At 41.1% G+C, this 21,889-nt stretch carries 20 protein-coding genes and 2 pseudogenes; 10 read left to right on the forward strand and 12 right to left on the reverse strand.

The window, feature by feature from the left end:
* Positions 1 to 240: 240 nt before the first annotated feature.
* The 3 genes and pseudogenes from psaC (at position 241) to ACQY1X_RS07345 (ending at position 1,944) form a co-directional block, all read left to right on the forward strand.
* Positions 241 to 486 carry a photosystem I iron-sulfur center protein PsaC gene (gene psaC, locus ACQY1X_RS07335; RefSeq protein ID WP_002734319.1) on the forward strand — a complete coding sequence of 82 codons (246 nt, stop codon included), beginning with the start codon at positions 241 to 243 and terminating at the stop codon, positions 484 to 486.
* A 383-nt stretch (positions 487 to 869) separates the two neighbouring features.
* Positions 870 to 1,289: pseudogene (locus tag ACQY1X_RS07340) on the forward strand (IS1634 family transposase); the annotation flags it as partial.
* A 259-nt stretch (positions 1,290 to 1,548) separates the two neighbouring features.
* Entirely contained in the window at positions 1,549 to 1,944 is a 396-nt protein-coding gene (locus ACQY1X_RS07345; RefSeq protein ID WP_002733792.1) for a helix-turn-helix domain-containing protein, read from the forward strand.
* A gap of 60 nt (positions 1,945 to 2,004) precedes the next feature.
* Here ACQY1X_RS07345 and shc read toward each other — a convergent pair whose 3' ends face one another.
* From shc to ACQY1X_RS07375, 6 genes are all read right to left on the reverse strand, one after another.
* Complete coding sequence (gene shc, locus ACQY1X_RS07350; protein WP_430014652.1) at positions 2,005 to 3,912, reverse strand: squalene--hopene cyclase; 1,908 nt, start codon at positions 3,910 to 3,912, stop codon at positions 2,005 to 2,007.
* A 109-nt stretch (positions 3,913 to 4,021) separates the two neighbouring features.
* Positions 4,022 to 4,777, reverse strand: coding sequence for a translation elongation factor Ts (tsf, locus tag ACQY1X_RS07355; RefSeq protein ID WP_002753383.1), 756 nt, complete (start codon positions 4,775 to 4,777; stop codon positions 4,022 to 4,024).
* Between the two features lie 116 nt (positions 4,778 to 4,893).
* Positions 4,894 to 5,691 (reverse strand): 30S ribosomal protein S2, encoded by a 798-nt coding sequence (gene rpsB, locus ACQY1X_RS07360; RefSeq protein ID WP_043997933.1) that lies wholly within the window; start codon positions 5,689 to 5,691, stop codon positions 4,894 to 4,896.
* Between the two features lie 156 nt (positions 5,692 to 5,847).
* Entirely contained in the window at positions 5,848 to 6,315 is a 468-nt protein-coding gene (bcp, locus tag ACQY1X_RS07365) for a thioredoxin-dependent thiol peroxidase (protein WP_272076858.1), read from the reverse strand.
* A 2-nt stretch (positions 6,316 to 6,317) separates the two neighbouring features.
* Entirely contained in the window at positions 6,318 to 7,166 is an 849-nt protein-coding gene (locus ACQY1X_RS07370) for a M56 family metallopeptidase (RefSeq protein WP_002777267.1), read from the reverse strand.
* Entirely contained in the window at positions 7,166 to 7,654 is a 489-nt protein-coding gene (locus tag ACQY1X_RS07375) for a BlaI/MecI/CopY family transcriptional regulator (RefSeq protein ID WP_002753379.1), read from the reverse strand. Before ACQY1X_RS07375 ends, ACQY1X_RS07370 begins: the two co-directional genes overlap by 1 nt.
* A gap of 20 nt (positions 7,655 to 7,674) precedes the next feature.
* On the opposite strand from ACQY1X_RS07375, the gene ACQY1X_RS07380 reads away from it, so the two are divergent.
* From ACQY1X_RS07380 to ACQY1X_RS07395, 4 genes and pseudogenes are all read left to right on the forward strand, one after another.
* Entirely contained in the window at positions 7,675 to 7,965 is a 291-nt protein-coding gene (locus ACQY1X_RS07380) for a small RNA NsiR4-regulated ssr1528 family protein (protein WP_002732452.1), read from the forward strand.
* Between the two features lie 151 nt (positions 7,966 to 8,116).
* Positions 8,117 to 8,596, forward strand: a pseudogene (locus tag ACQY1X_RS07385) (RNA-guided endonuclease InsQ/TnpB family protein); the annotation flags it as partial.
* Between the two features lie 659 nt (positions 8,597 to 9,255).
* Positions 9,256 to 10,416 (forward strand): sugar phosphate nucleotidyltransferase, encoded by a 1,161-nt coding sequence (locus ACQY1X_RS07390; RefSeq protein ID WP_002734722.1) that lies wholly within the window; start codon positions 9,256 to 9,258, stop codon positions 10,414 to 10,416.
* Between the two features lie 147 nt (positions 10,417 to 10,563).
* On the forward strand, positions 10,564 to 11,802 hold the full coding sequence (locus ACQY1X_RS07395) for a lipid-A-disaccharide synthase (protein WP_430014277.1): 1,239 nt from the start codon (positions 10,564 to 10,566) through the stop codon (positions 11,800 to 11,802).
* A 12-nt stretch (positions 11,803 to 11,814) separates the two neighbouring features.
* Here ACQY1X_RS07395 and dnaG read toward each other — a convergent pair whose 3' ends face one another.
* From dnaG to ACQY1X_RS07425, 6 genes are all read right to left on the reverse strand, one after another.
* Positions 11,815 to 13,695 (reverse strand): DNA primase, encoded by a 1,881-nt coding sequence (gene dnaG, locus ACQY1X_RS07400; RefSeq protein ID WP_430014278.1) that lies wholly within the window; start codon positions 13,693 to 13,695, stop codon positions 11,815 to 11,817.
* Positions 13,696 to 13,853: 158 nt separating this feature from the next.
* Positions 13,854 to 14,990: a beta-ketoacyl-ACP synthase gene (locus ACQY1X_RS07405; protein WP_430014279.1), complete on the reverse strand. Its 1,137-nt coding sequence runs from the start codon at positions 14,988 to 14,990 to the stop codon at positions 13,854 to 13,856.
* 91 nt (positions 14,991 to 15,081) lie between these two features.
* Positions 15,082 to 15,819, reverse strand: coding sequence for a peptidylprolyl isomerase (locus ACQY1X_RS07410; protein ID WP_002777275.1), 738 nt, complete (start codon positions 15,817 to 15,819; stop codon positions 15,082 to 15,084).
* 28 nt (positions 15,820 to 15,847) lie between these two features.
* Entirely contained in the window at positions 15,848 to 16,414 is a 567-nt protein-coding gene (locus ACQY1X_RS07415; protein ID WP_002733435.1) for a photosystem I assembly protein Ycf4, read from the reverse strand.
* A 348-nt stretch (positions 16,415 to 16,762) separates the two neighbouring features.
* Entirely contained in the window at positions 16,763 to 17,230 is a 468-nt protein-coding gene (locus ACQY1X_RS07420) for a hypothetical protein (RefSeq protein WP_430015523.1), read from the reverse strand.
* Positions 17,230 to 18,546, reverse strand: a complete 1,317-nt coding sequence (locus ACQY1X_RS07425) for an AAA family ATPase (protein ID WP_002733337.1) — start codon at positions 18,544 to 18,546, stop codon at positions 17,230 to 17,232. Before ACQY1X_RS07425 ends, ACQY1X_RS07420 begins: the two co-directional genes overlap by 1 nt.
* A gap of 730 nt (positions 18,547 to 19,276) precedes the next feature.
* On the opposite strand from ACQY1X_RS07425, the gene ACQY1X_RS07430 reads away from it, so the two are divergent.
* The 3 genes from ACQY1X_RS07430 (at position 19,277) to ACQY1X_RS07440 (ending at position 21,874) form a co-directional block, all read left to right on the forward strand.
* The gene (locus tag ACQY1X_RS07430) at positions 19,277 to 19,627 is read left to right on the forward strand and encodes a DUF6883 domain-containing protein (RefSeq protein ID WP_430015729.1); all 351 of its coding nucleotides are present in this window, start codon (positions 19,277 to 19,279) and stop codon (positions 19,625 to 19,627) included.
* A complete protein-coding gene (locus ACQY1X_RS07435; RefSeq protein ID WP_002759315.1) occupies positions 19,624 to 19,932 on the forward strand; it encodes a DUF4926 domain-containing protein in 309 nt (102 codons plus the stop codon). Before ACQY1X_RS07430 ends, ACQY1X_RS07435 begins: the two co-directional genes overlap by 4 nt.
* 511 nt (positions 19,933 to 20,443) lie before the next feature.
* Positions 20,444 to 21,874, forward strand: coding sequence for an AAA family ATPase (locus tag ACQY1X_RS07440; RefSeq protein WP_002731617.1), 1,431 nt, complete (start codon positions 20,444 to 20,446; stop codon positions 21,872 to 21,874).
* Positions 21,875 to 21,889 lie beyond the last annotated feature (15 nt).

Genomic DNA, 21,889 nt, shown 5'->3' on the forward strand with positions numbered 1-21,889 from the left:
AAATAAATTATCTTGCGATCCAGATTACCTTTTTCGGTTCCCCCCGTAACCTTGGCAAGCAATTCTTTAAGGCTATTTTAGGATTAGCCGAGATGCGACTAGCGATCGCAATTTAGCCCCAAGTGTTACAGAGTTTAAAGTTATGTCACCGATCGAGCGATGAACAGATCGCTGTAAGGTAAACTAACCGATAAACCCGAAATTTAACATGGAGAACACTCGGTAAGGAGTCATAATTCAATGTCTCATAGCGTTAAAATTTACGATACCTGTATCGGTTGCACCCAATGCGTTCGGGCTTGTCCCCTCGACGTGCTGGAAATGGTCCCCTGGGATGGCTGTAAAGCTGCCCAGATTGCCTCCTCTCCCCGCACGGAAGACTGTATTGGTTGTAAGCGTTGCGAAACCGCTTGTCCGACGGATTTCTTAAGCATTCGGGTTTATCTCGGAGCAGAAACCACCCGCAGCATGGGTCTAGCCTACTAGGCCCGGCAATCATTCTGTGTTTAACATTTAGCGAAAACTAATCTTGTTAAGAGGACTAACCAGTCCTCTTTTTTCGTTATACTCCCGTCGCTAGTGAAGATTTTAGTTAGGGCTGGCTGAATTACTGAACTTCCCCCATACATATATACTACAATAGCCGAAAACCCTTATCCATCAATGGATACGCCCCTTAACTTTTCTTGATGTACCCATGTAATTTGTAACATTTCTTAATGGACAAGAATTCTCTCTATTTGCTAGAATGATAGCCATGTATATAGAAAAAGTTCCTAATACCATTTCTCTAAATGAAAACTACACATCGAATTTAAGTCACCCTTTTTAAGGGGGATTTAGGGGGATTAAACTTCTGTAGTCAGACTTTGGAGAATTGGTATAACCGTAATTCCCCCCCCGCCGTTCTTCTTCGGGAGTCCTACCGAGAAGGAGATCAAGTCAAAAAAAGAACCCTGGCCAATCTCTCAAAATTACCCGATGATATTATCGACAATCTGAAACTGGCTCTTAAAGGGGCAACACTGTCCATGAATGAAGGCATTCCCAATCATTTTGAAGTGATTAGAAGTCTTCCTCATGGTCATGTAATGGCTATTTTAGAGACGATTAAAAAATTAGGTTTAGATAAAATAATCAGTAAAAAATCCTCACGAATCAGAAACTTAGTAGTGGCGATGATTGTGGCAAGAATCATCAATCCTAAATCAAAACTAGCCACAGCGAGAGGGTTTAATAGCGAGACTGGCAGTCAGAGTTTAGGACAATTGTTAGACTTAGAGAAAGCCGGCTCTTTGGTTTGTGTTATGCAATGGACGGGGGATATAAGGGATGTAACCCTTATGTAGAAAAGCATTTGGCGATTTTTGTCAATTGTTTTTGATCTAGAGCGAACTAATCAATTAAATCTCTTACCAGATAATGATTTAGTCGATTTATGCCCCCATATCGAATCATACCAAGTAACGAAGAACCTAAATTATTAACTAAAAATTTTGTATCTCCTTCAGTCACCCCTATTTAAACCATAAAATTAGAGTTATCTTTATGTTTGCCACTGATAAATACTTAGAATTATTAAAGCAATACCCTCCTTGTCCTATTCACAATGAGGAAGACTTAGAAATGATGCAGGAGGTTATTAATCGCCTTTTAGACAAACCCCAATTAACGACAGAAGAAAGGGAATATCTAAATGTTTTAGGGTCTTTAATTTATGAGTATGAGGAAAATCAAGAGCCAATACCTGATATTTATGGACTTGAATTGTTGAAATTTATATTAGAGGAAAGAAACCTACAAAAGCAAGATTTGCTATCTATTTTTGAAAGTAAGTCAACCCTGGATGACATTCTTGATGGCCAACAAGATCTAACTCCTATCTATATTCAAAAATTAGCCAATTTTTTAAATATATCTCCTGATTTATTTTTTCCTAGTTAGTCACAAAAAATGCGTTAGACAGTTAAGCTTATTTCCTGTCTTAACGCATAGGTTAACAGACTAAATTAAAGCCTGATAACGCCCCAAAGCCAGTAGAGGAAAATACTGCTGATAGAAATGATATTTCAGGTAAAAATGACAGGGAAAACCTGTACCGGTGAAGTAATCTTCATCCCATGTACCATTTTCTTTTTGGGTAACAAGAAGATAATTAACGCCCTTTTCAATCACTTCTCGCTGATAATTGCCGGTGACTTTCCCGACGGCTAATAAACCGATTAATGCCCAAGCAGTTTGGGAAGCGGTACTATTTCCCTGTCCTTTAAATTTAGGGTTATTGTAACTAAAACAGGTTTCACCCCAACCACCATCAACATTTTGACAACTGCTTAACCAATTGGCTCCTTTTTGCAATTGCTGGCGATATTTATTCGGTTCCAGAAAAGCCAAAGCAGATAACGCCCCACTGGTTCCATAAATATAATTTACACCCCAACGACCAAACCAACTACCATCAGCTTCCTGTTCTTTTTCCAGATAATCCAAAGCTTTTTTAACTCGATTTTCCTCCATTTTAACATCACAAGTGCCTAACATTTCTAGAACTCTGGCAGTAACATCAGCCGTATTAGGATCGATCATTGCTTTTAGATCGGCATAGGGCAAAGAATTAAGCCAGTTTTGATCGTTATCGATGTCAAAAGCTCCCCAACCACCAGCTTTACACTGCATAGTAGCCATCCAATTAACTGCCCGTTTCATCACGCTTTTTTTAATATTTTCATCGGGCATTTTAATTAACTCTAAAGCCATCACCACCACTGCCGAATCGTCTAAATCGGGATACCAGCGATTATCAAATTCAAAAGCCCAACCCCCGGGGGTTCCGATTTTATTTTTAATCGCCCAATCGCCATAATCAAGAATTTGTTGATCGATTAACCATTGTCCCGCTTTAATTATAGATGGATGAGCGGGATTTAGACCGGATTCAATTAGCGATCGAATTACCCAAGCCGTATCCCAAACTGGCGACACACAGGGCTGTACACAATAGGTATTATCTGTCTGAATGGCAAAATTATCCACGGCTTTTAAACCGCGGGCAACAATCGGATCGTAAACATCATAACCTAGGGCTTTTAAAGCTAATAGGGAATTTAACATCGCCGGGATAATTCCCCCCCAATCGCCTGTGTCTTCCTGTCGTTCAATTACCCATTTTTCCGCCGCTTTCAGACTTTCTTGACGGAAGGGAACTAAATCAGTTTTTTCTGCCCATTTAAACAGTCCATCTAACCAGAGGAAAACATCCGCCCAATCGTTATTTTTTGGTAACTCATACTTGACATTATTCACCCCTTCTGTATAGAGTTCATCGAGATTAAAACCCATTTTATACACGGGTTTTTTGTCGAAAACAATTAATAAAGGAACCGTACTTCCCCGCGCCCAACTGGACATTTCATAGATAGTAAAAGGGAAATTTTCCGGCAGTAGCATGATCCAAGCGGGGATAGAGGGAACCCCCTGCCAATCGTAACAACCAATTAAAGCGAGGTGCATTTTGGTGAAAATGCGGGTTTTGCTGATGCCACCTTTAGCTAAGATAAATTCTCTAGCTTTTTCTAAAGCAGGATCATTAACAGGAATTCCCAATAGTCGCAGCCCCATGTAGGCTTCCACAGTGGTGCTAAGATCGCCACCATCACCATAAAATAACTCCCAAGCGCCGTTAGGACACTGTTGCTGACGCAGATAGGTGGCTGCTTTGTCTAGGGGGCGTTTTTTGTCAGTTTTCCAGATTTTGTGCAGTAAAATTGCTTCTGAGGTGATGGTGACATTAGATTCTAATTCTGCCCACCAGTAACCGTCAGGGTATTGGGTAGAAAGTAAATAATTTTGAGAAAGTTCGATCGCTTTCGCTGTTTTAGCGGCTATTTCGGTGATTTTGTCCTGAATCTGCATTTTTTTCCGTTCGACAACCTCTAGGGACCACGAGTGCAAATAATTCATAATTCCCTGAAGACAAAAAGGGTACGAAACTCGCACCCCACCAGATTTATCTTCATTGAACTTACTTTTTCTTTTTGCCTTTAGCGGGCGGATTATCCTTCGCTGCCGGTTCCGGGGCTTTTTCCTCCACTTGCGGGGCGGCTGCTACCGGTTCCGGGGCTTTTTGTCCCATTTGGGCGGCTACTTCGGCGGCGAAATCCGTTTCTTCTTTCTCGATCCCTTCACCTAGTACAAAGCGTTGGAAACGACGCACCTGAATATTTTCTCCCAAAGCGGCGATCGCTTGTTTGAGCAATTCGTCAATACTGATGTTCTGATCGCGGATAAAGGGTTGATCGAGCAGAGAAAGTTCTTTCAAACGTTTTTCAATGCGGCCGGCCACGATTTTTTCTTTGATATTATCGGGTTTATTGGCTAAATCGTCCCGTCCCATCTCAATTTCTTTTTCTTTGGCGGCGATTTCGGCGGGAATATCGGCCACTTTTACATATTCGACGTTAGGACAAGCGGCAATCTGCATGGCCACGTCATTAACCAATTTTTTGAACTCCTCGCGACGGGCAACAAAATCGGTTTCACAGTTCACTTCTACTAAAACACCGATGCGGCTGCCGGTGTGGATGTAACTGCCGATCATCCCTTCTGCCGCTACCCGACTAGCTTTTTTCTCGGCGGAAGTAATCCCTTTTTGACGCAACCATTCGATCGCTTTGGTTATATCCCCCGCGTTTTCCGTCAGCGCCCTCTTGCAATCCATCATGCCGGCGCCGGTCTTTTCCCTAAGTTCTTTAACCTGTTGTGCTGTAATTTCCGCCATAAAATTCCTAACCTACTGCTTATAATTGATCATGCCACGAGAGGGGCAGGTTTGACCGCTCGATAGGCTCGGAAAGTTTCCCCCCGAACCTAGCTGCGATCAATAGCTAATTTTCCCTAGTTATCGTCGTCTCCACTGGCAAATTCGGCGGCGTATTGGGAATAATCACCTTCTTCCTCGTACTCGGTTTCATTATCGTAGTCTTCCTCGTATTCTTCCACCGCTGCTTGACCACCGCGACGACCTTCGATGATCGCATCGCTAATTTTGCCTAAAATCAGTTTGACTGAGCGAATTGCGTCATCGTTGGCGGGAATCGGCACATCTACCAAGTCAGGATCGCAGTTAGTATCCAAGAGGGAGATGATGGGAATGCCCAATTTTTGACATTCTTGGATAGCGTTGTATTCCCGACGCTGATCGACTACGACGACTAAATCCGGCAGCCGGCGCATGGTTTTAATGCCACCGAGGTATTTTTCCAGTTTGCCTAATTCCCGACGCAGTACCGATGCTTCTTTTTTCGGTCGTTTATCGAGGGCGCCGCTATTTTCTAATTCTTCTAATTCTTTGAGTCTTTCTACCCGGCCGCGAATGGTTTCCCAGTTGGTTAACATTCCCCCTAACCAGCGTTGGTTAACGAAGTGGCTACCGCTGCGTAAAGCTTCCTGTTTAATGATTGCTGCCGCTTGCCGTTTCGTACCGATGAATAAAAAGCGTTTACCGCTATCGGCTTCTCCTCGGACAAATTCGTAAGCTTCTTCGATTAATTGGGCGGTTTGCACCAAATCAATGATATGAACCCCATTTCGGGCAGTGTAGATGTACTGAGACATTTTCGGGTTCCAACGGCGCGTTTGATGGCCGAAGTGAACCCCAGACTCTAGCAATTCTGCGAGAGAGACAACGGGCATATTTTTCTCCTTTTCGGGTTTATCCTCCATCTAGGGCTGGATTTCTAGATTCCTAGAAACACCCGATCGCCTAGATGTGCGATTTTTGACAACTTTTCTAGTCTAACACGAAAGGGCGCAATTGCATACCCGTAAATATTGGGTACTGAGGGCTTGCTACTGCAATTCCTCAAGTTTTTTCAAAACCGCTTCTGCATGGGCTTTTACCTTGACATTTGACCAAATATAGGCAATATTTCCCTGGGGGTCGATCAGGAAAGTGGATCGTTTAATCCCCATATATTCCTTACCCATAAATTTTTTTAATCCCCAGACTTGATAAATTTCCGCCAGTTGATGTTCGGTATCGCTCAATAATTGAATAGTTAAATTGTGTTTTTCAATAAAACGACAGTGGGACTTGGCTGAATCGGGACTAACTCCCAGAATTACCGCGTTTAATTGCTGAAATTGCGGTGACAAAGCGGTAAAATCGATCGCTTCTGTGCTGCAGCCCGGAGTGTTATCTTTGGGATAAAAATATAAGACCAACCACTGACCGGCAAAATCTGCTAATTTACTGATTTCGCCTCTTTGGTTGGGGGTGGCAAATTCGGGGGCTTTTTGTCCAACTTCTAGGGTCATTTTTAGGAGTGTAAAGGCAAGAGTAAGAAAGGAGCAAGGGAGAGGGAAAGCAATAGCCAGACTTGATAGTTAAATCTGGGAAGTTCGGGGTTTTCTGACTCGACTAAAGCATCGATTCTCTCTAATAAACGATTATTTAAAGAATGATCATTGAGAGCGACACAGCAACTATCAGAGAAATTTATTTCCGCTACTTGATTAACTTTTTCTGCTACTAAAAGCAGCGATTCAGCTAATAGTAAATAATCCACTTGTCCAGAAGCGTACTTATCGGCGCGTAATTCCCGCAAGAAGACCAATTCTGACCATAAATTCTCGCTATTGGGCAGCCAAGAAGACATCGATCGCAACCAACCTAACCAGAAAAACCAGAAAGTGTCATGATATTCTTGGTGAGCTTGTTCGTGGGCTAAAACTGCTTGTAAATGTTCTTGATCCAAGAGATTTAATAATCCTTGGGTTACAATTAATTCCGACTTCCAAAAGCCAACTCTGGCACTGTAGGGAAAATCCACCGCTAAAACTCTCGCCTTCTGAGCGGTGATTTTTTTGAGGGGATAACTGCTAAAATCCCGATGGGTTTGCCAAGTTTGATAGGAGAGTTTTATCAGACAGAATATAGCAAAAACTAGCCAAATTATGGCACTAAAGTAACTTATTAAACTAGAGTTATAGCCCAACATTTGCCCGCGATAGCCCATACAAACCACCGATATAACTGTCATTAACAACAGCAAAGGAGGAAAGAGGAAGAAAAATAGCGTTATCTGCCAACGACGCTGATAGCTGGGCAGAAACCAACGTAAACCAATGGCGATAGTTAATGCTAGTAATAACATTGAACCGTGCATTAGCTTTCTCTCCGTTGTTGACGCAGGGTATCTAAACGAGATGCGATCGCTTTTAATTGTTCGACACTAGCAGTATCGAGACTATCGGCAAAAGAAGCCACCACATCCGCATTACCAATAGCCAAAAAACGATGTAATTGTTCGTAGGCTTTAATTGCCTGTGCTTGTTCCTTAGAAACCATCGGTTTCCAGTAGAAAATCCGACCCTGTTTATAACAACTTAACCAGCCTTTATTAGTTAAACGACGCAGTACCGTAGTCACAGAAGTATAGGCCAGATCCCGTTCTGGATCCGCTAAAATGCGATCGTGGACATCCTTAACGCTAACGGGTTCCAATTCCCAGACAATATTGAGAATTTCCGCTTCTAGGGGGCCAAGGGATAACTGTTTTGGTTGATAGGTCGGCAATTGAGCCATAGTCACACAGAAATGAAGATTACTTTCCTGATCATAGCGGCGGATATCGATCGCCTGATAAAATAGCAACGATCCTTTATATTGTCTTTATGTCCACCGAAACTAATTTAACCACAACTACGGGCGCTGATGCCATTGATGTGGCGATCGCTAATGGCATTGATTTTGATGGTTCCCCAATTCCACCGGCAAAATTGGAACTTTATCACCGGGTAATGGGTTTGGAAGCAGGACGACAAAGAAGCGGGGTTTCTAACACGATGAGATCGCGAATTGTCCGCATCGGGGCCAAACATATCCCCCAAGAGGAATTAAATCAGCTGTTGTTAGCCGCCGATTTTGCCCCTCTCAAGGAGAAAGAAATCGCTTTTTACCTATAATGTCGGCTTTTCATCTCTCGGTTTCACCTCGGAGATGAAAAGTTCCGCCAGCATAGAACAGCGAAGCACGACTAAGAATAACTCTAATCTATAGTTGCCAATTTAACTTTAGTATGCTAGAGTAGTTTGCGTGGTAGGTCGATAACGCAAAATGTTTGTTTTAGAGTACAAGCTTAGAGGAAAACCATCTCAATATCAAGCCATTGATGAGGCTATTCGGACAGTACAGTTTGTTCGGAATAAATGTCTTAGATATTGGGAAGACAATAAAGGTGTAGGACAAAAGGATGTATATAAATATGTCACTCAATTAAGAGATGAATACCCTTTTGTTCAAGACCTTAACTCTACAGCTTGTCAACAGGCTTGCGAACGGACTTGGACTGCTATTCTTAGGTTCTATAATAACTGTAAGAACAAAATTGCTGGTAAGAAAGGATATCCTAAATACTCTAAACGTACTCATTCTGTTGAGTTTAAAAAGTCAGGTTGGAAACTTAATCGAAATTCCAAGAGAATAACTTTCACTGATGGAAAAAACATTGGGGAGTTAAAACTAATTGGTAGTCGAGACTTGTTTTATTTTCAAGAATGGCAAATTCAACGGATAAGAATAGTTAAAAGGGCCGAATTTGACTTCTTTTCTGAACAAAACCCCCTACTATCTGTTGTCAAGGTTCAGTTTTTAGCTTGGTTATCGCTTTTTCCGTTGTAGCTTAAAGCCGTCCTAAAAGGACGGGGTTTTAACCCAAATTTTCGATAAAAGATTTTGTTAACAAAGTGTTGGTCGAGGAAATCTCCTTGATCTACATTGATGAAGAGGGAATTATTTTCAAGAACTAACAAGGCGCTCCGTCCCTCAAAATTCGATTTTTCGAGGTAGCCTAGACATAACGCCTTGGTTATTGGCTAAAATTAAACTTTTTTTGCCCATCAATTTAAAAACTTGCGTTTTTTTGATCATCTTAGCCTAGAGGACTGAGTAGTATGAGTTACAGCAAAGTTGATTTGTTAATTTTGTCCATCAGTGTAATCTGGGTTAAATCTCTCACTTTTTCCCGTTATCAATTACTCAAGGGGTAGCTCGATCAATTGGACTTATTGAGAAAATCTTCGCACTAATTGAGAGTAAACCAAGGTTTGATCAGGGTTTCAGGCGGTGCAATGCTGAAGTAAATCTATTTTTCGAGGTACCCCCAAGAGGATCGATAACCACTGATTCCGAGCCAGTAATGATACACTAGGCATGATTTAATTACAAACCTCGATCGCAAAAGGAAATAAATATCGATGAAAGCCATGATTTTGGCGGCAGGCAAAGGAACTCGTGTCCGTCCGATTACCCATACGATTCCCAAACCCCTGATCCCGATTTTACAAAAGCCGGTGATGGAGTTTTTATTGGAACTGTTGCGACAGCATGGCTTTGATCAGATCATGGTGAATGTCAGTCATTTAGCCGAAGAAATTGAGAGTTATTTCCGCGATGGTCAGCGTTTTGGGGTGCATATCGGCTATTCTTTTGAGGGTAGAATCGAAGAGGGCGAGTTAATCGGTGATGCCCTAGGATCGGCGGGCGGTTTACGACGAATTCAAGATTTTAATCCCTTTTTTGACGATACTTTTGTGGTTCTCTGTGGTGATGCGCTGATTGATCTCGATCTAACCGCAGCCGTTAAATGGCATCGAGAAAAAGGAGCGATCGCCACTATCGTCACCAAAACTGTCCCCAGAGAGGAAGTATCCAGTTATGGGGTGGTAGTTAGCGACGAGGAGGGACGGATTCTCAGTTTCCAAGAAAAACCGGCCATCGATGAAGCTTTGAGTACCTGCATTAACACGGGGATCTATATTTTTGAACCAGAAATCATTGATTTTATTCCCCCTAATAGTAAATACGACATTGGTGGCGATTTGTTCCCCCAATTAGTCGCTAAAGCTGCGCCTTTCTACGCTTTAAACATGGATTTTGAATGGGTGGATATTGGTAAAGTCCCCGACTACTGGCAGGCAATTCGCGGGGTGTTATCCAGGAAAATTAAAAATGTTGCTATCCCCGGCATCGAAGTCAAACCGGGCATCTACACGGGCTTAAATGTGGGGGTAAACTGGGATCGAGTCGATATTACCGGACCTGTGTATATCGGGGCAATGACGCGCATTGAAGACGGGGCGAAAATTGTCGGTCCGAGTATGATTGGCCCAAATTGTTGGATTTGTGGCGGCGCAACAGTGGATAATAGCGTTATTTTTGAATATTCTCGCCTCGGTTCAGGGGCGCGTTTGGTGGATAAGTTGGTCTTTGGGCGCTACTGTGTTGATAAAACCGGCGCGGCGATCGATGTGGAAGCGGCAGCCTTGGATTGGTTGATTACCGATACCCGCAAGGTTCCCCCAGAATTTGATCACCCTAAACATCAGGCAATTCGTTCTTTATTCAATGGCAAGTAGGCAACACCGCAACAGGGAAACCACTTCGCGCGCGTTGTGAGGGAGAAGGGAGAGGGGAAAACAAATAAAAATAGTCTCCTGAATACTGTCTCCTGACTCCTGAATACTGTCTCCCCAAAACGAAAACTTCCTACCTCACCACATATCATGTTTGATTCTCCAGTTGATCTTCTCATTCTCTCCAATGGTCCTGGAGAAATATCTACATGGGTGCGTCCAGTTGTCAAGAGATTGCGACAAAACTTAACAGAAGCTCGATCGCGGTTGCGGATTTCGGTGATTCTTTCCCCTTGTACTCATTCTATGGGGGCGGAAACGGAAGTAGTTAGGAAATATCCGGAGGTCGATCGAGTCCAGTCGCCAGAAAACTTCTTTAATTTTCTTTTCTGGGGAAAAACCGCCGATAATTGGGATTGGCACCCCAAGGGCATCGTTTTATTTTTAGGGGGCGATCAATTTTTTGCCCTCACCATCGGTAAACGTTTGGGTTATCGCACGATTATCTATGCGGAATGGGAAGCGCGTTGGTATCGGGGGATCGATCGCTTTGCCGTGATGAATACAAGTGTATTAAATAATATTCCCCAACAATATCAGCATAAATTTACTGTTATCGGCGATTTAATGGTGGATTTGCCCACTGCTATCACCCCTGATGATGCTACCTTAATTGCACTCCTCCCGGGTTCCAAACCCTCGAAATTAGCCCAGGGTGTACCCCTAACCCTAGCCATTGCTGAAAAGATACACGCGCAGGCTCCCCAGACTAAATTCTTAATTCCCGTCGCTCCTACCCTAAATTTAGCTTATTTGGCGAAATTTGCCGATCCTAGCTATAATCCGATGATCACTAAAACCGGTTGGAGTGCTGCCCAATTAAAAAACGGCGAAAAACCCTATCTAGAAACAGATAAGGGGGTAAAAGTTGACCTAATTACCGATTTTCCCGCCCATAACCAGCTTTCTCGCTGTCATTTAGCTTTAACGACGGTGGGTGCTAATACTGCTGAATTAGGGGCGCTGGCAATCCCGATGATTATTTTACTACCGACTCAGCAACTAGACGCGATGAGAACTTGGGACGGTTTACCCGGTTTATTAGCTCAACTGCCGGGGGTGGGTTCTTTATTTGCTAAGATAATTAATCTCTATATGTTGCGGAAAAAGCGTTTATATGCTTGGCCAAATATTTGGGCTGGTGCCGAAATTGTTCCGGAATTATTAGGGGAATTACAACCAGAGGAAGTGGCAAATATCGCTAGATCTTGGTTAGAAAATCCCGAACAATTAGAGGCTATCCGGCAAAAATTGCGGGCAGTGCGCGGGCAAGCAGGAGCAGTGGATAAGTTAGTATCTATTATTGCCGAACAATTGTCTAGCTTCTAAGCAATTAGATAATTAAGCTTGTTGGTAGTGAGGATCAATTGCGATTAATTTATTAACAGTTTGATAGAATTCCTGCTGATAAAATTCCCGTTGATTGCCGTCGAGAGCATTAATTAATTGTTCTTGACAGTAGCGACGATATTCCATTAAACTAATTTTTTCCATAGCTATAATAGCATCTTTAATTTGTTCCTCTGGTTGCAAAATTTCCTGACTGGTATGTTCATTTAAGTGAAATAAAGAATTAAAATCACGATTTTTGTCTGTAGTTATCATCAATAAATGATTCTGTAAAGCTGACATCAAATCTCTTGGTTTAGTAATTTGGTTTTCTAAATCTAGAATTACTTGCCATAACCAACGATAATCAGGGACATTAAAAATTAAATCTTTTTCATCCAAAAGTTCACAAATGAGCCTCCGATATTCGGGAGAATGGAGATAGATTAATAATAATAACCATTCGGCTTTTTCTGTGCCATTTTTTTCGGATTTATCTAAGATGTTTTTACTCTTAATTGCTGGGGATTTTCCTTGAGGTTTATTAACCTGTTTGGAGAGATTTTTTAAAATATAAGGCAAACGAGTCGCATCTTTTTGAGCCAAAATTTCAGCACAATAATCGAGGTAAAAAGTGCGTTGATTGCTATCGATTAACTTTTGCAGTAAACTCACCATACTATTAGCTATTTGTTGAAAATGTAGTCCCTGTTTTAAATCTTTATTAACCAACATTTGCGAGATTTGCCAATCAATCCAAAAAGGAGATTTTTCGATTAGTTCTCGATAACTATTCACCCCGTCAGCACGAGATTTAAGAAATTCATCGGCATCTTTACCATCGGGAAGATTGAGGATTTTTAGGTTAACTTGTCCCGAATAAACTAGGGAGTTAATTTCCTTGATCGCTCTTTGTGTCGCCTTAATTCCCGCTTGATCGGCATCAAAATTAAAGATTATTTGTTTACTTTCACTGTAGCGCAAAAGTAGCTTAATTTGCTCTTGACTTAAAGCTGTTCCTAAACAGGCAACCACATTAGTGATACCAGCAGCATGGAGAGCGATTGCGTCAAAATAACCCTCCACAACTATCGCTAAATCTTGCTGAATAATTGCCTGTTTAGCTCGATCAAGAGCAAAGAGAGTTTTTCCCTTTTCAAATAGAGGAGTATCGGGAGAATTTAGATACTTTGGTTGTTCATTACCTAAACTACGACTACCAAAAGCGATCGCTCGTCCTTGACTATCAAAAATAGGAATCATTAAACGATCTCGAAATTGATCGTAATAACCGCTACCATTTTGACGCGCTTTAATTAATCCCGCTTGTTCTACTAAAGCCACAGGATAGCGCTTTTGTTCCACTAAATAACGATAGAGAGTTTCCCAACCTTCCGGAGAATATCCCAGTTGAAAAGTTGCGATAGTTTCTGGGGTTAGTTGTCGTTGTACCTTGAGATAATCTAACGCTTTTTCCCCTTGGGGTTGACTAAGAGCGTGTTGATAAAAACTCACCGCCACGGCCATTATCTCGTATAATTGTTCCTTGAGGGATAATTGCTGTTCTAATTCCTGACGCTGTTCTACTGCTAGAGTTTTAATCGGGATTTGATACCTTCTAGCAAGATCGAAAACCACTTCACTAAAAGATTGTTTCCCCACTTCCATGAAAAATTTAATCCCGTTTCCCCCCGCACCACAGCCAAAACAGTAATACATTTGTTTGGCAGGACTAACGGTAAAACTAGGGGATTTTTCCTCGTGAAAAGGACATAAACCGACGTATTCCCTTCCCCTTTTTTTGAGGACGACTCTCTCGGAAATTAAATCCACAATATCAATTCTTTGTTTAACTTCTTCGATCGTATCTGGATGTAGTCGCGGTGTATCCATAATCAGTTATCAGTTATCAGTTATCAGTTATCAGTTATCAGTTATCAGTTATCAGTTATCAGTTATCAGTTATCAGTTATCAGTTATCAGTTATCAGTTATCAGTTATCAGGAGATTTGCTTTTATTTATTCTCCCCGTCTCCCCAATTCATCATTCATCATTCCCACTCCCCTCTCCTTCTCCCCCATCTCCCCACTGCGATGGCGGCATTTTGTCCTCCGAAACCGAAACTAAGACAGAGACAATTGTGCAGGGAAAAATTAACAGCCGATCTAATTAAATTTAATTGAAAAGGCGACTCGCGCACACCGACACAGGGGGGAATTAGCTGATTTTTCAGAGTCATTAAACAAAAAGCCACACCTAATGCCCCCGAAGCCCCTAAAGTGTGTCCTGTTGCGCCTTTTGTCGAGCTTACAGCCACTTGCGAACCAAAAATGCTGGCGATCAGGTTTGCCTCCCGTTCATCGTTTAAACGGGTGCTAGTGCCGTGGGCGTGAATGTAATTAATTTCATCTTTTCTTAATTGACTTCTGTGCAAACATAGTTCTATGGCTTTGGTAGCGCTACGATTATCCACCGCCGGGGCGCTAACATGATCGGCATCGCAGGTAAAACCATAGCCCAAAATTTGCCCGTAGATGGCGGCATTTCTGCTTAAAGCCAGTTCTTCCGATTCAAGGACTAAAATCGCGCCACCTTCCCCCAAAACTAAGCCTTCCCTAGCTCTATCAAAAGGATAACAGCCCGTTTTCGCCAAAGCTCCCATCTGTTCAAATCCCACCAGAGTTAAGGGAGTGATCGGAGTTTCGATCGCCCCGACTAAAACTCGATCGCATTCTCCCATAGTAATTAATTCTACAGCCTGTGCGAGCGACCAGATGCCCGTGGCACAGGCCGCCATGGGTGCTAACACTGGGGCGCCGGTTTCTATCAATCTAGCGGTCAATACCGAGGCGCGATCGGGTAAACTATCTAACCAGTTTTCTACTATTCCCGTCGCTGCCATCCGTTCCCATAAACCCTGACAACCACGACTAGAACCGATAGTGACACCACAATCCTTTAAGGGAGGGGTTAACTTCGCGTCTTCAAGGGCAGCAATCAGGGCAATTTTGGTTAAATCCTCTAAAAATGCCGGTTTGTGACCGATTAAACCCAAGGGTAAAGCGGGTAAATCAGAAAATGGTTGTTGTCTAGTTATACCAGTTTTGCCCTCTAGTAATCTTTGCCAACTCTGACTTAAATTTCCCAGAGAACTGATCAACCCAATTCCCGTCACCACAACATTCATTTATCAGTTATCAGCTATCGGAATATTAAATGATTGGGTGGGTTAGGGGGAAAATTAAATTATCGTCCCGCGAACCCACCCTAACCGATCGCTATTTTTTCAGATTTTCTGCACCAGAAATAACTTTGGCCGAGTCAATTTTATCCCCTTGTTTAATCGTATCGATCACTTCCATTCCCTCAGTTACATAACCAAAAACGGCATAATCACCATCGAGGAAATTGATATCCGACAGGGCAAAATAAAACTGAGAAGAAGCGGAATTAGGTTGTTGAGAACGGGCCATCGCGATCGCACCGCGTTTATGGGGTAAAGCGACGATGGGAGTGCGCGACGTGGCCTGTTGACCGATTGATTTCCCATAAATCGGCTCTTTTTCGTCTTTAAGGAGAATTTCTAGGGGAACATAACGGGATTGCTTGGTTTCTGGATCAACAAAACCACCGGTTCCGCGACCTTGGGGATCACCACCTTGGGCGACAAAAGGCTGCGGTTCTGTAACCACGCGATGGAAAGTTAAACCATTATAAAAACCTCTCTCCACCAGATCCACAAAATTACCGGCAGTAACTGGGGCCGCATTGCCATCAATTTCGATCGTTACCGGTTTACCTTTGATGATCATCTCGACGACAGCAGTTCCATCTAAGCGGGGTTTGTAATTATCCATGTTGACACTGCCCGAACTGGCAGGTTGAGAGGTTTGGGTGATACTAGAATTATCGGGGGTGGAGTTAGCTTCTGGGGAAGAACAGCCGAAAAGTGTGGTCGTTGTGATTAAAAAAACACAAACCACAGACAGCCAGCCAGATTTTCTTATCTTCATCATTTTATAGCCAAAAAGAGCGAAAAAAGGCCTACAATCCCTCTAGAGGAATTTCCAGAAAACGAGCGAGTTCCGCTCCTTGATTTTCCAATTCCGAGAGGGACATCGGATCACCGACGCGAGTTAAAGGAATATCGCGACGCTGTTTAATCCGCAGGAATAGTTCCCGTTTCGGGTTGAGTCCTTCTCGCACTTCGGCCCGCACAGCTTGCACATCTTCGAGAGGCCAATCGAGATCAACGCGACGATTTTTGCCAGGGTAGCCCCAACGAAAGATTTTAAGTTTGCCAGTTTCCTTATTAAACTCGTTGTAACCACCTCCGACATTCCAGAGGAGAGATAACCAGAGATAGATGGCTAAGAGGGTCCCCGCAGTGCCATAAAAGAGGAGGGCGACCCCTTGGGGAATAAATTGTAAGGCACTGGTATCGCTAACGAGAAGTAGATTGACCTTCAAATAACTGGAAAGACCGGCAAGGAGAAACCCTAGACCGCCAATAGAGACGATTACAGCCCAAAAATAGTTACTAGGGCGACGCGCTCCCACTACTTCTTGCCGTAGGATCAGGCTATCTTTACTTGTTGTTTGCGCTTTCATGAATTCTTTTTAAGGTTGCCTAGAGTTATTTTACCAGCTTTTTTCTCGCCACTTCCCCAACCCCGCCCCAGGGATGCAGCCGTTGATTTTTCTGGATGTACCCATGTTTATCATAATATTTACTTATAGGTGAGTGGGGGAAGTTTAGGGGAAAATTCCCTAATCGTAATTCTCCTCGGCAACAATCATGCGTTAGATTTATTCGGGGTTTCCTTAATTTGTACCCAGTAAAGGCACACTCAGATACAGCACGGGTTATGGCCTTTTGTTGACGGGGAAGTCCAATAATTAAATCTCCACCTTTTAAAATACAAATCGACTATTAAAACTAAATCCGTAGTCAATTACTCATAACTTCGGTGGCCGCTCGTAACCTTTAAGGTGTTTGTCCAAAGACCATATATAGACGCGGCGGCTTGGATTTTGATCACAAATTTTCTGCCAATCATGAATGATAGAAAGGTCTCCCAGTCCCCTACCTCCCATCGCTTGATCAGGAAACTCTTTTAACCATCCTTGCAGGTCTTCTTTCTTTAGAAAATTAATAGGAGTGAAGGGAGATTTTCCTTCAAGAGCTTGTGTTACCCGATTGACAAATTTTTCTGCACAAGTGCGTCGCTGATTGCCATCTACCTTTTTGGCCTTGGCAATATGATTGCCATTTTCCAGAATGGTTGCCATTGGCAAAAAAAGAGATTCCCTAGCTTTAATTTTCTCTTCTAATTTTTGAAGTATTAACTCAGATTGACTCGCTTTGTGGGGGACATTAAGTATCTCTAAAAAGATCGAAGTATCGATCAGACAAATAGCTCCCATCAGGCTACTTCTCCCTGTTTTAATTGCTCTAACCAACTTAGCGCGTTTTGTTGACGTTGTTCTGCTGTGGACTTATCCTTTAAGAACTTATCTAATACTTGTTTAGTCATCAACTGACCAAGAGTTCCCTGCACAATTAATTCGGGGAAACGCTCTAAATCAGCTAATCGGACAATACGACTATCTCCTGCTTGCGGATCTCGGTAACAACAAAGTACATTTCCAATATCACTATCGGGTACTGCATCTAATAACGCCGGGTTATGGGAGGTGATCAGTACCCTCAGTTTTCTTTCTAAGGCGATCTCCCGAATTTGCTTAACTAAATTATCTGCACGACTGGGATGAACACCATTATCGATCTCTTCAATAATTACGAAAGTTCCAGGATTTACACTTAGTAGAGTTGCAGCAATCGCTAAAACTCTCAGAGTACCATCAGACAACAAAGGAGCATCTATCTGATGTTCTTTGTTCCCAAAAGACTCTATTAGTTTCACCATAACATCCTTGCGGTCTGTAATGATAAAGCGAATATCGGTAATATCCTGTTCTGGTAATGAACGAATGAAGTCAAGCAACTTGTTTTTTTGAGTCTCTCCCTGCTGACAAACTGCATAAAGAACACTAGAAAGGTTAGAGCCATCTTCTTTAATATCATCATCTTTAGCGTAAGCATAATCCCGCATTACTGCTGGACGAGGATCAAGAAAGACGATATTCCTCAAGGTTTCTCGAATTACTTTAGTAACTGCTGGAATAATTTTTTGTGATTTAGTATGACTTTGCTGGAACCGACTGGGAGTTTCCAATTGATAAAAAATGGCTTGTCGGTTAGAGCAAGGTATGTGGGGCTTATTTTTACCTTTGTTAAAATTGTTATACATCACCCTAATTTCATCGGTGTGTGAGTTGGGATCGCCATCAATTTTGTAAAGTGTTAATTCCTGATCTTTACTAGCTTTACTGACACTTTCTCCGATTATAATAAGTTGGTCTGATAATAGCCCAATTTCAATCTCGAAATCAGTCCAACCGTCAGGAGCGTTATCAATGTGTGTTCCCAAGGTAAAATACTGTTTTTCTGCACCGAAAAGATCGATCGCTTGTCCACGAGCAATTGCATTCCCGCTTTGAATGTTGCGTTCAATGTCATCTAACCTGCTGCCTTTCGCTAACCACGAAAGTAAGCGAATTGCTTCTAGTGCATTACTTTTACCTGACGCATTAGCACCGATTAAAAAGGTAATGGGTGCTAGAGACAAGGTTGCCTCCTGATAGCTTTTGAAATTCCGAAGAGTCAGCGATGTTAACATACTTTTCACCCATTAAATCTTGACTGGTGCAGTTTGAGCATTTGTACTAAAAGTTCCAATACCAGCGCAGCTTATAGACTCTAACAAGTACCGAAAACTAGCACCCATAACCTTGAAAACTCAAACTGTAGGGCAGGGCATATCCGAACAGTATAATCTAGGCTTGGGGAGATAAGATCGCTGTTTATTGGCATTAGGGCGAAACCCTTACCCTTACTGCAGGTCGCTTCTCAGAAAAAATTGAAAAGACGCTACTGGGTACATTTTCCCCTTGAAAATGGCTGTACCGTTGACTGTATCTAGAGTAGAGCGATTCCGTAGAGTTGGCTTTATAGTGATCGCTAACCTTATGATCACAGATGATGTCATTAATCTCTAGAGTAAGCGATTCCCTCTGTAGCCATGTTTTTGCTGGTTTTCTGCCCCGAAACAAGCTATAATGGTCTAAAGGTCAAATTGGAAGATTTTTGCCGCAAACCCTATCTGCGTAAAGACTTCAGGATTTTGTGTTCAGTAGCACATTGGTATTATATGGCTTTAACTCAGGCTCTGTAAGACTTTTAGCCATAGCTAGTACCTTTGTACGGATAAAGTCCAGAGCTAAATGGTTGCCTTTTTTAACTTTTTTATTGATCTCATTAAGCATTTCTACTTATTGCAAGGGTGAGATGCTCCCTTATGAAATATGAAACTAGAGGCAAAGTCAAAATTAATAATCGTCTTAATTCCAATGAAATTAAAAGATATTGTCAACAAAGTCAAAATAGATTCTAGAAAATTAACTCAATATGCTCTCAATTTAGACAATCCAAAAGGATTAAATAAAGCCATCATGTTTCAACGTCACTTAGGATATACTCAAGATAATTATGAGCCACTTCTACAACAAATCGCTAACAAAGCCCTTGAAGCAAAAGCTGTGTATCAAAGTACAGATAAACATGGCAAACGCTATCAAGTTGACCTAGAAATTACAGGAATTGAACCAGGGCAACAAGAAATAGTGAGGACTGGATGGATTGTTGAGCCTGATAGTGATACAGCTAAATTAGTAACTTTATATGTGAGAAAAAAACCATGATTAAACCAGAATTATTTGACCTTGTGGAATTATTAGTTGACTTGCCTGAACATAACTTAATAATGGGAGAAAAAGGGACAATTGTTGAAGACTACAATGATGGTTGTTACGAAATTGAATTTAGTAATGATCTAGGGGAAACTATAGCCCTTTGTTCTCTCCCAATGCAGCAATTTATTGTCATCTGGAAAGCTCAGAACAAAACTTGGTTATCTTTAACAGAAAAGCTAACAGCTTTAATCGATAAATTACCCAAAGAAAAGCAACAAAAAGTTTTAGATTTCACCCGCTCTTTGTATCAATAAAATCGGAAAAAATAGGCTATTCCATAATTGTTATGCAAATAATTAACTTAAAATAAAAGCTAAAATTCATATAGGGAAGGACTTAAGGCACAAACAAGTTAAGGCCACAAAGATAGACAATAGAGTTAAGATTTGATATAATCGCCAAAAACGAGAGTATTTTACCTATGATAGTTGACAAATTTTTGAACCTAAAAGGAACCTCTATTCAAGGCTATCGACACCTAGAAAATATCGGTATATTTTGACGAATTGAATCAAAAAATAAAAAAGCAACGGCTCGAAGGCGTTAGATTTATTTGGGGTTTCCTTGGGTTGAATCGGCAGCAGTATCGACTAATTCAAAGGATTAGACAAGAATTTACCAAGGTCAAGGTCGATGATCGCACTAAAATAAGCTCTCTCAGTGTTAGTTATTATTACCCGTTCGGATCAGCTTAGGAAAAAACTTGACAAAAGTTTCATATTAGATTATAATTTTCGTTTGAGACTGTTATATGAGATTAAAGGTATGTCTCGATTTATTAAGCGTTTAGAAGCGATTGGAATACATGGAAGATTTGATATTAATCTTGATTTTCAAGATGGAGTTAATATTATTCATGGAAGTAATGGCACAGGCAAAACCACTGTATTGCATATTCTTGCTAATGCCGTCAACGAAGATTTTAGACGTTTTGGCTATTTAAAATTTCAAAAATTAACCATTACATTAGATGATGATACGAAAATATTGATAGAACAGCATAATTCTCCTCAAGAAGATATAAAAGAAACAGTAACAACAGTCTTTGTTAATCATGAAAAAGTCGATTCTTACCCTTTTACAAAATTATTAGAAGAAGAAAAGCAAAAAGAAAATAGCGAAATTTTCTTATCTGCACTTTATTATCGATCATCTTCTAGGAAAAAGCAAGATATTGACTTAAAAGCAACTTATTTCCCTGCTTTTAGAACAATGATTGAGGCATGGGCTACCTTAGATGAAAATGAAATTAGACATTTTGCCCGAAGATCACCTAATTTTAGCAAAGTTCTCAGAAGTTCCGCCAGATCAACCGAATTAGCTCGGATTCTATTTGGGAAATTTGTCCCTAGACTTGAGTATCCTTCACCGATAGAAATAGAAGAACATATTAATTCAGAATTAACAGAAGCTCAATTAAAAATTGCTAGTCTTGATAGAAATTTGCTTTCACAAGCTTTTATTCAATTTTCTCAAGCTATTTCTCAATCATCTGAGACAGACGATAATACAAAAGAGCCGGAAGAAGTTATTACAGAAATAATAGAACTTTCGGAAAAATTGCAAAATTCATCTTTTCAAGTTAATCGTAATCAATCAGATGATGTCTATAAACAATTAATAGAACAGTTGAAATCGTTTGAATCAGATCCAAAATACAAAACTATTGCTAGTAGAGTTTTATCAGTGTATAAAAGTTCTCTTCAACAAAGACTAGATGAACAAATAACAGCTTATTCTAGTATTGAAAGATATCTTGAATCAGTCAATGGATTTTTAGAGAGAAAGCAATTAAAAATAGGTTCTACAAGCTTACCTCAAGGCAGAGGGAAATTAGGTGTTAAAATTGGTGATGAAGAAGCTATTCATAGTCTGCAAATTTTGTCTTCTGGAGAAAGACAAGTCGTAGGTTTAATTTATGCCGCCAGTCACATGACAAGTGGTAGGGTTGTCTTAATTGATGAACCTGAAATTTCACTTCACATCGATTGGCAACGTAAATTATTACCAGAAATGGTTAAACAACTTGATGAGAAACAACTCATTATTTGTACTCATTCTGCTGTAATTGCATCCAAATATCGAGAGAGAATGATAAAACTTGAACTACAACCAACGGCAAAGGCTAATATAAATACTGACACTCTTGAAAGTGATACACTAGATAATGATTTGTTGGACGACATTCCCTTTTAAAAATTTAGATAATTA

This window comes from Microcystis protocystis FBCC-A270, assembly GCF_050500235.1.
Classification (GTDB): domain Bacteria; phylum Cyanobacteriota; class Cyanobacteriia; order Cyanobacteriales; family Microcystaceae; genus Microcystis; species Microcystis ichthyoblabe_A.

What these genes read in the sequence shown, in the direction of transcription:
- tsf (WP_002753383.1), bottom strand. Translation starts at nt 4,777, where the DNA reads ATGGCGGAAATTACAGCACAACAGGTTAAAGAACTTAGGGAAAAGACC.
- ACQY1X_RS07420 (WP_430015523.1), bottom strand. Translation starts at nt 17,230, where the DNA reads ATGGGAGCTATTTGTCTGATCGATACTTCGATCTTTTTAGAGATACTT.
- ACQY1X_RS07430 (WP_430015729.1), top strand. Translation starts at nt 19,277, where the DNA reads ATGAAATTAAAAGATATTGTCAACAAAGTCAAAATAGATTCTAGAAAA.
- ACQY1X_RS07395 (WP_430014277.1), top strand. Translation starts at nt 10,564, where the DNA reads ATGTTTGATTCTCCAGTTGATCTTCTCATTCTCTCCAATGGTCCTGGA.
- psaC (WP_002734319.1), top strand. Translation starts at nt 241, where the DNA reads ATGTCTCATAGCGTTAAAATTTACGATACCTGTATCGGTTGCACCCAA.
- shc (WP_430014652.1), bottom strand. Translation starts at nt 3,912, where the DNA reads ATGCAGATTCAGGACAAAATCACCGAAATAGCCGCTAAAACAGCGAAA.
- ACQY1X_RS07345 (WP_002733792.1), top strand. Translation starts at nt 1,549, where the DNA reads ATGTTTGCCACTGATAAATACTTAGAATTATTAAAGCAATACCCTCCT.
- bcp (WP_272076858.1), bottom strand. Translation starts at nt 6,315, where the DNA reads ATGACCCTAGAAGTTGGACAAAAAGCCCCCGAATTTGCCACCCCCAAC.
- ACQY1X_RS07390 (WP_002734722.1), top strand. Translation starts at nt 9,256, where the DNA reads ATGAAAGCCATGATTTTGGCGGCAGGCAAAGGAACTCGTGTCCGTCCG.
- ACQY1X_RS07435 (WP_002759315.1), top strand. Translation starts at nt 19,624, where the DNA reads ATGATTAAACCAGAATTATTTGACCTTGTGGAATTATTAGTTGACTTG.
- ACQY1X_RS07415 (WP_002733435.1), bottom strand. Translation starts at nt 16,414, where the DNA reads ATGAAAGCGCAAACAACAAGTAAAGATAGCCTGATCCTACGGCAAGAA.
- ACQY1X_RS07405 (WP_430014279.1), bottom strand. Translation starts at nt 14,990, where the DNA reads ATGAATGTTGTGGTGACGGGAATTGGGTTGATCAGTTCTCTGGGAAAT.
- dnaG (WP_430014278.1), bottom strand. Translation starts at nt 13,695, where the DNA reads ATGGATACACCGCGACTACATCCAGATACGATCGAAGAAGTTAAACAA.
- ACQY1X_RS07440 (WP_002731617.1), top strand. Translation starts at nt 20,444, where the DNA reads ATGTCTCGATTTATTAAGCGTTTAGAAGCGATTGGAATACATGGAAGA.
- ACQY1X_RS07370 (WP_002777267.1), bottom strand. Translation starts at nt 7,166, where the DNA reads ATGCACGGTTCAATGTTATTACTAGCATTAACTATCGCCATTGGTTTA.
- ACQY1X_RS07425 (WP_002733337.1), bottom strand. Translation starts at nt 18,546, where the DNA reads ATGTTAACATCGCTGACTCTTCGGAATTTCAAAAGCTATCAGGAGGCA.
- ACQY1X_RS07410 (WP_002777275.1), bottom strand. Translation starts at nt 15,819, where the DNA reads ATGATGAAGATAAGAAAATCTGGCTGGCTGTCTGTGGTTTGTGTTTTT.
- rpsB (WP_043997933.1), bottom strand. Translation starts at nt 5,691, where the DNA reads ATGCCCGTTGTCTCTCTCGCAGAATTGCTAGAGTCTGGGGTTCACTTC.
- ACQY1X_RS07380 (WP_002732452.1), top strand. Translation starts at nt 7,675, where the DNA reads ATGTCCACCGAAACTAATTTAACCACAACTACGGGCGCTGATGCCATT.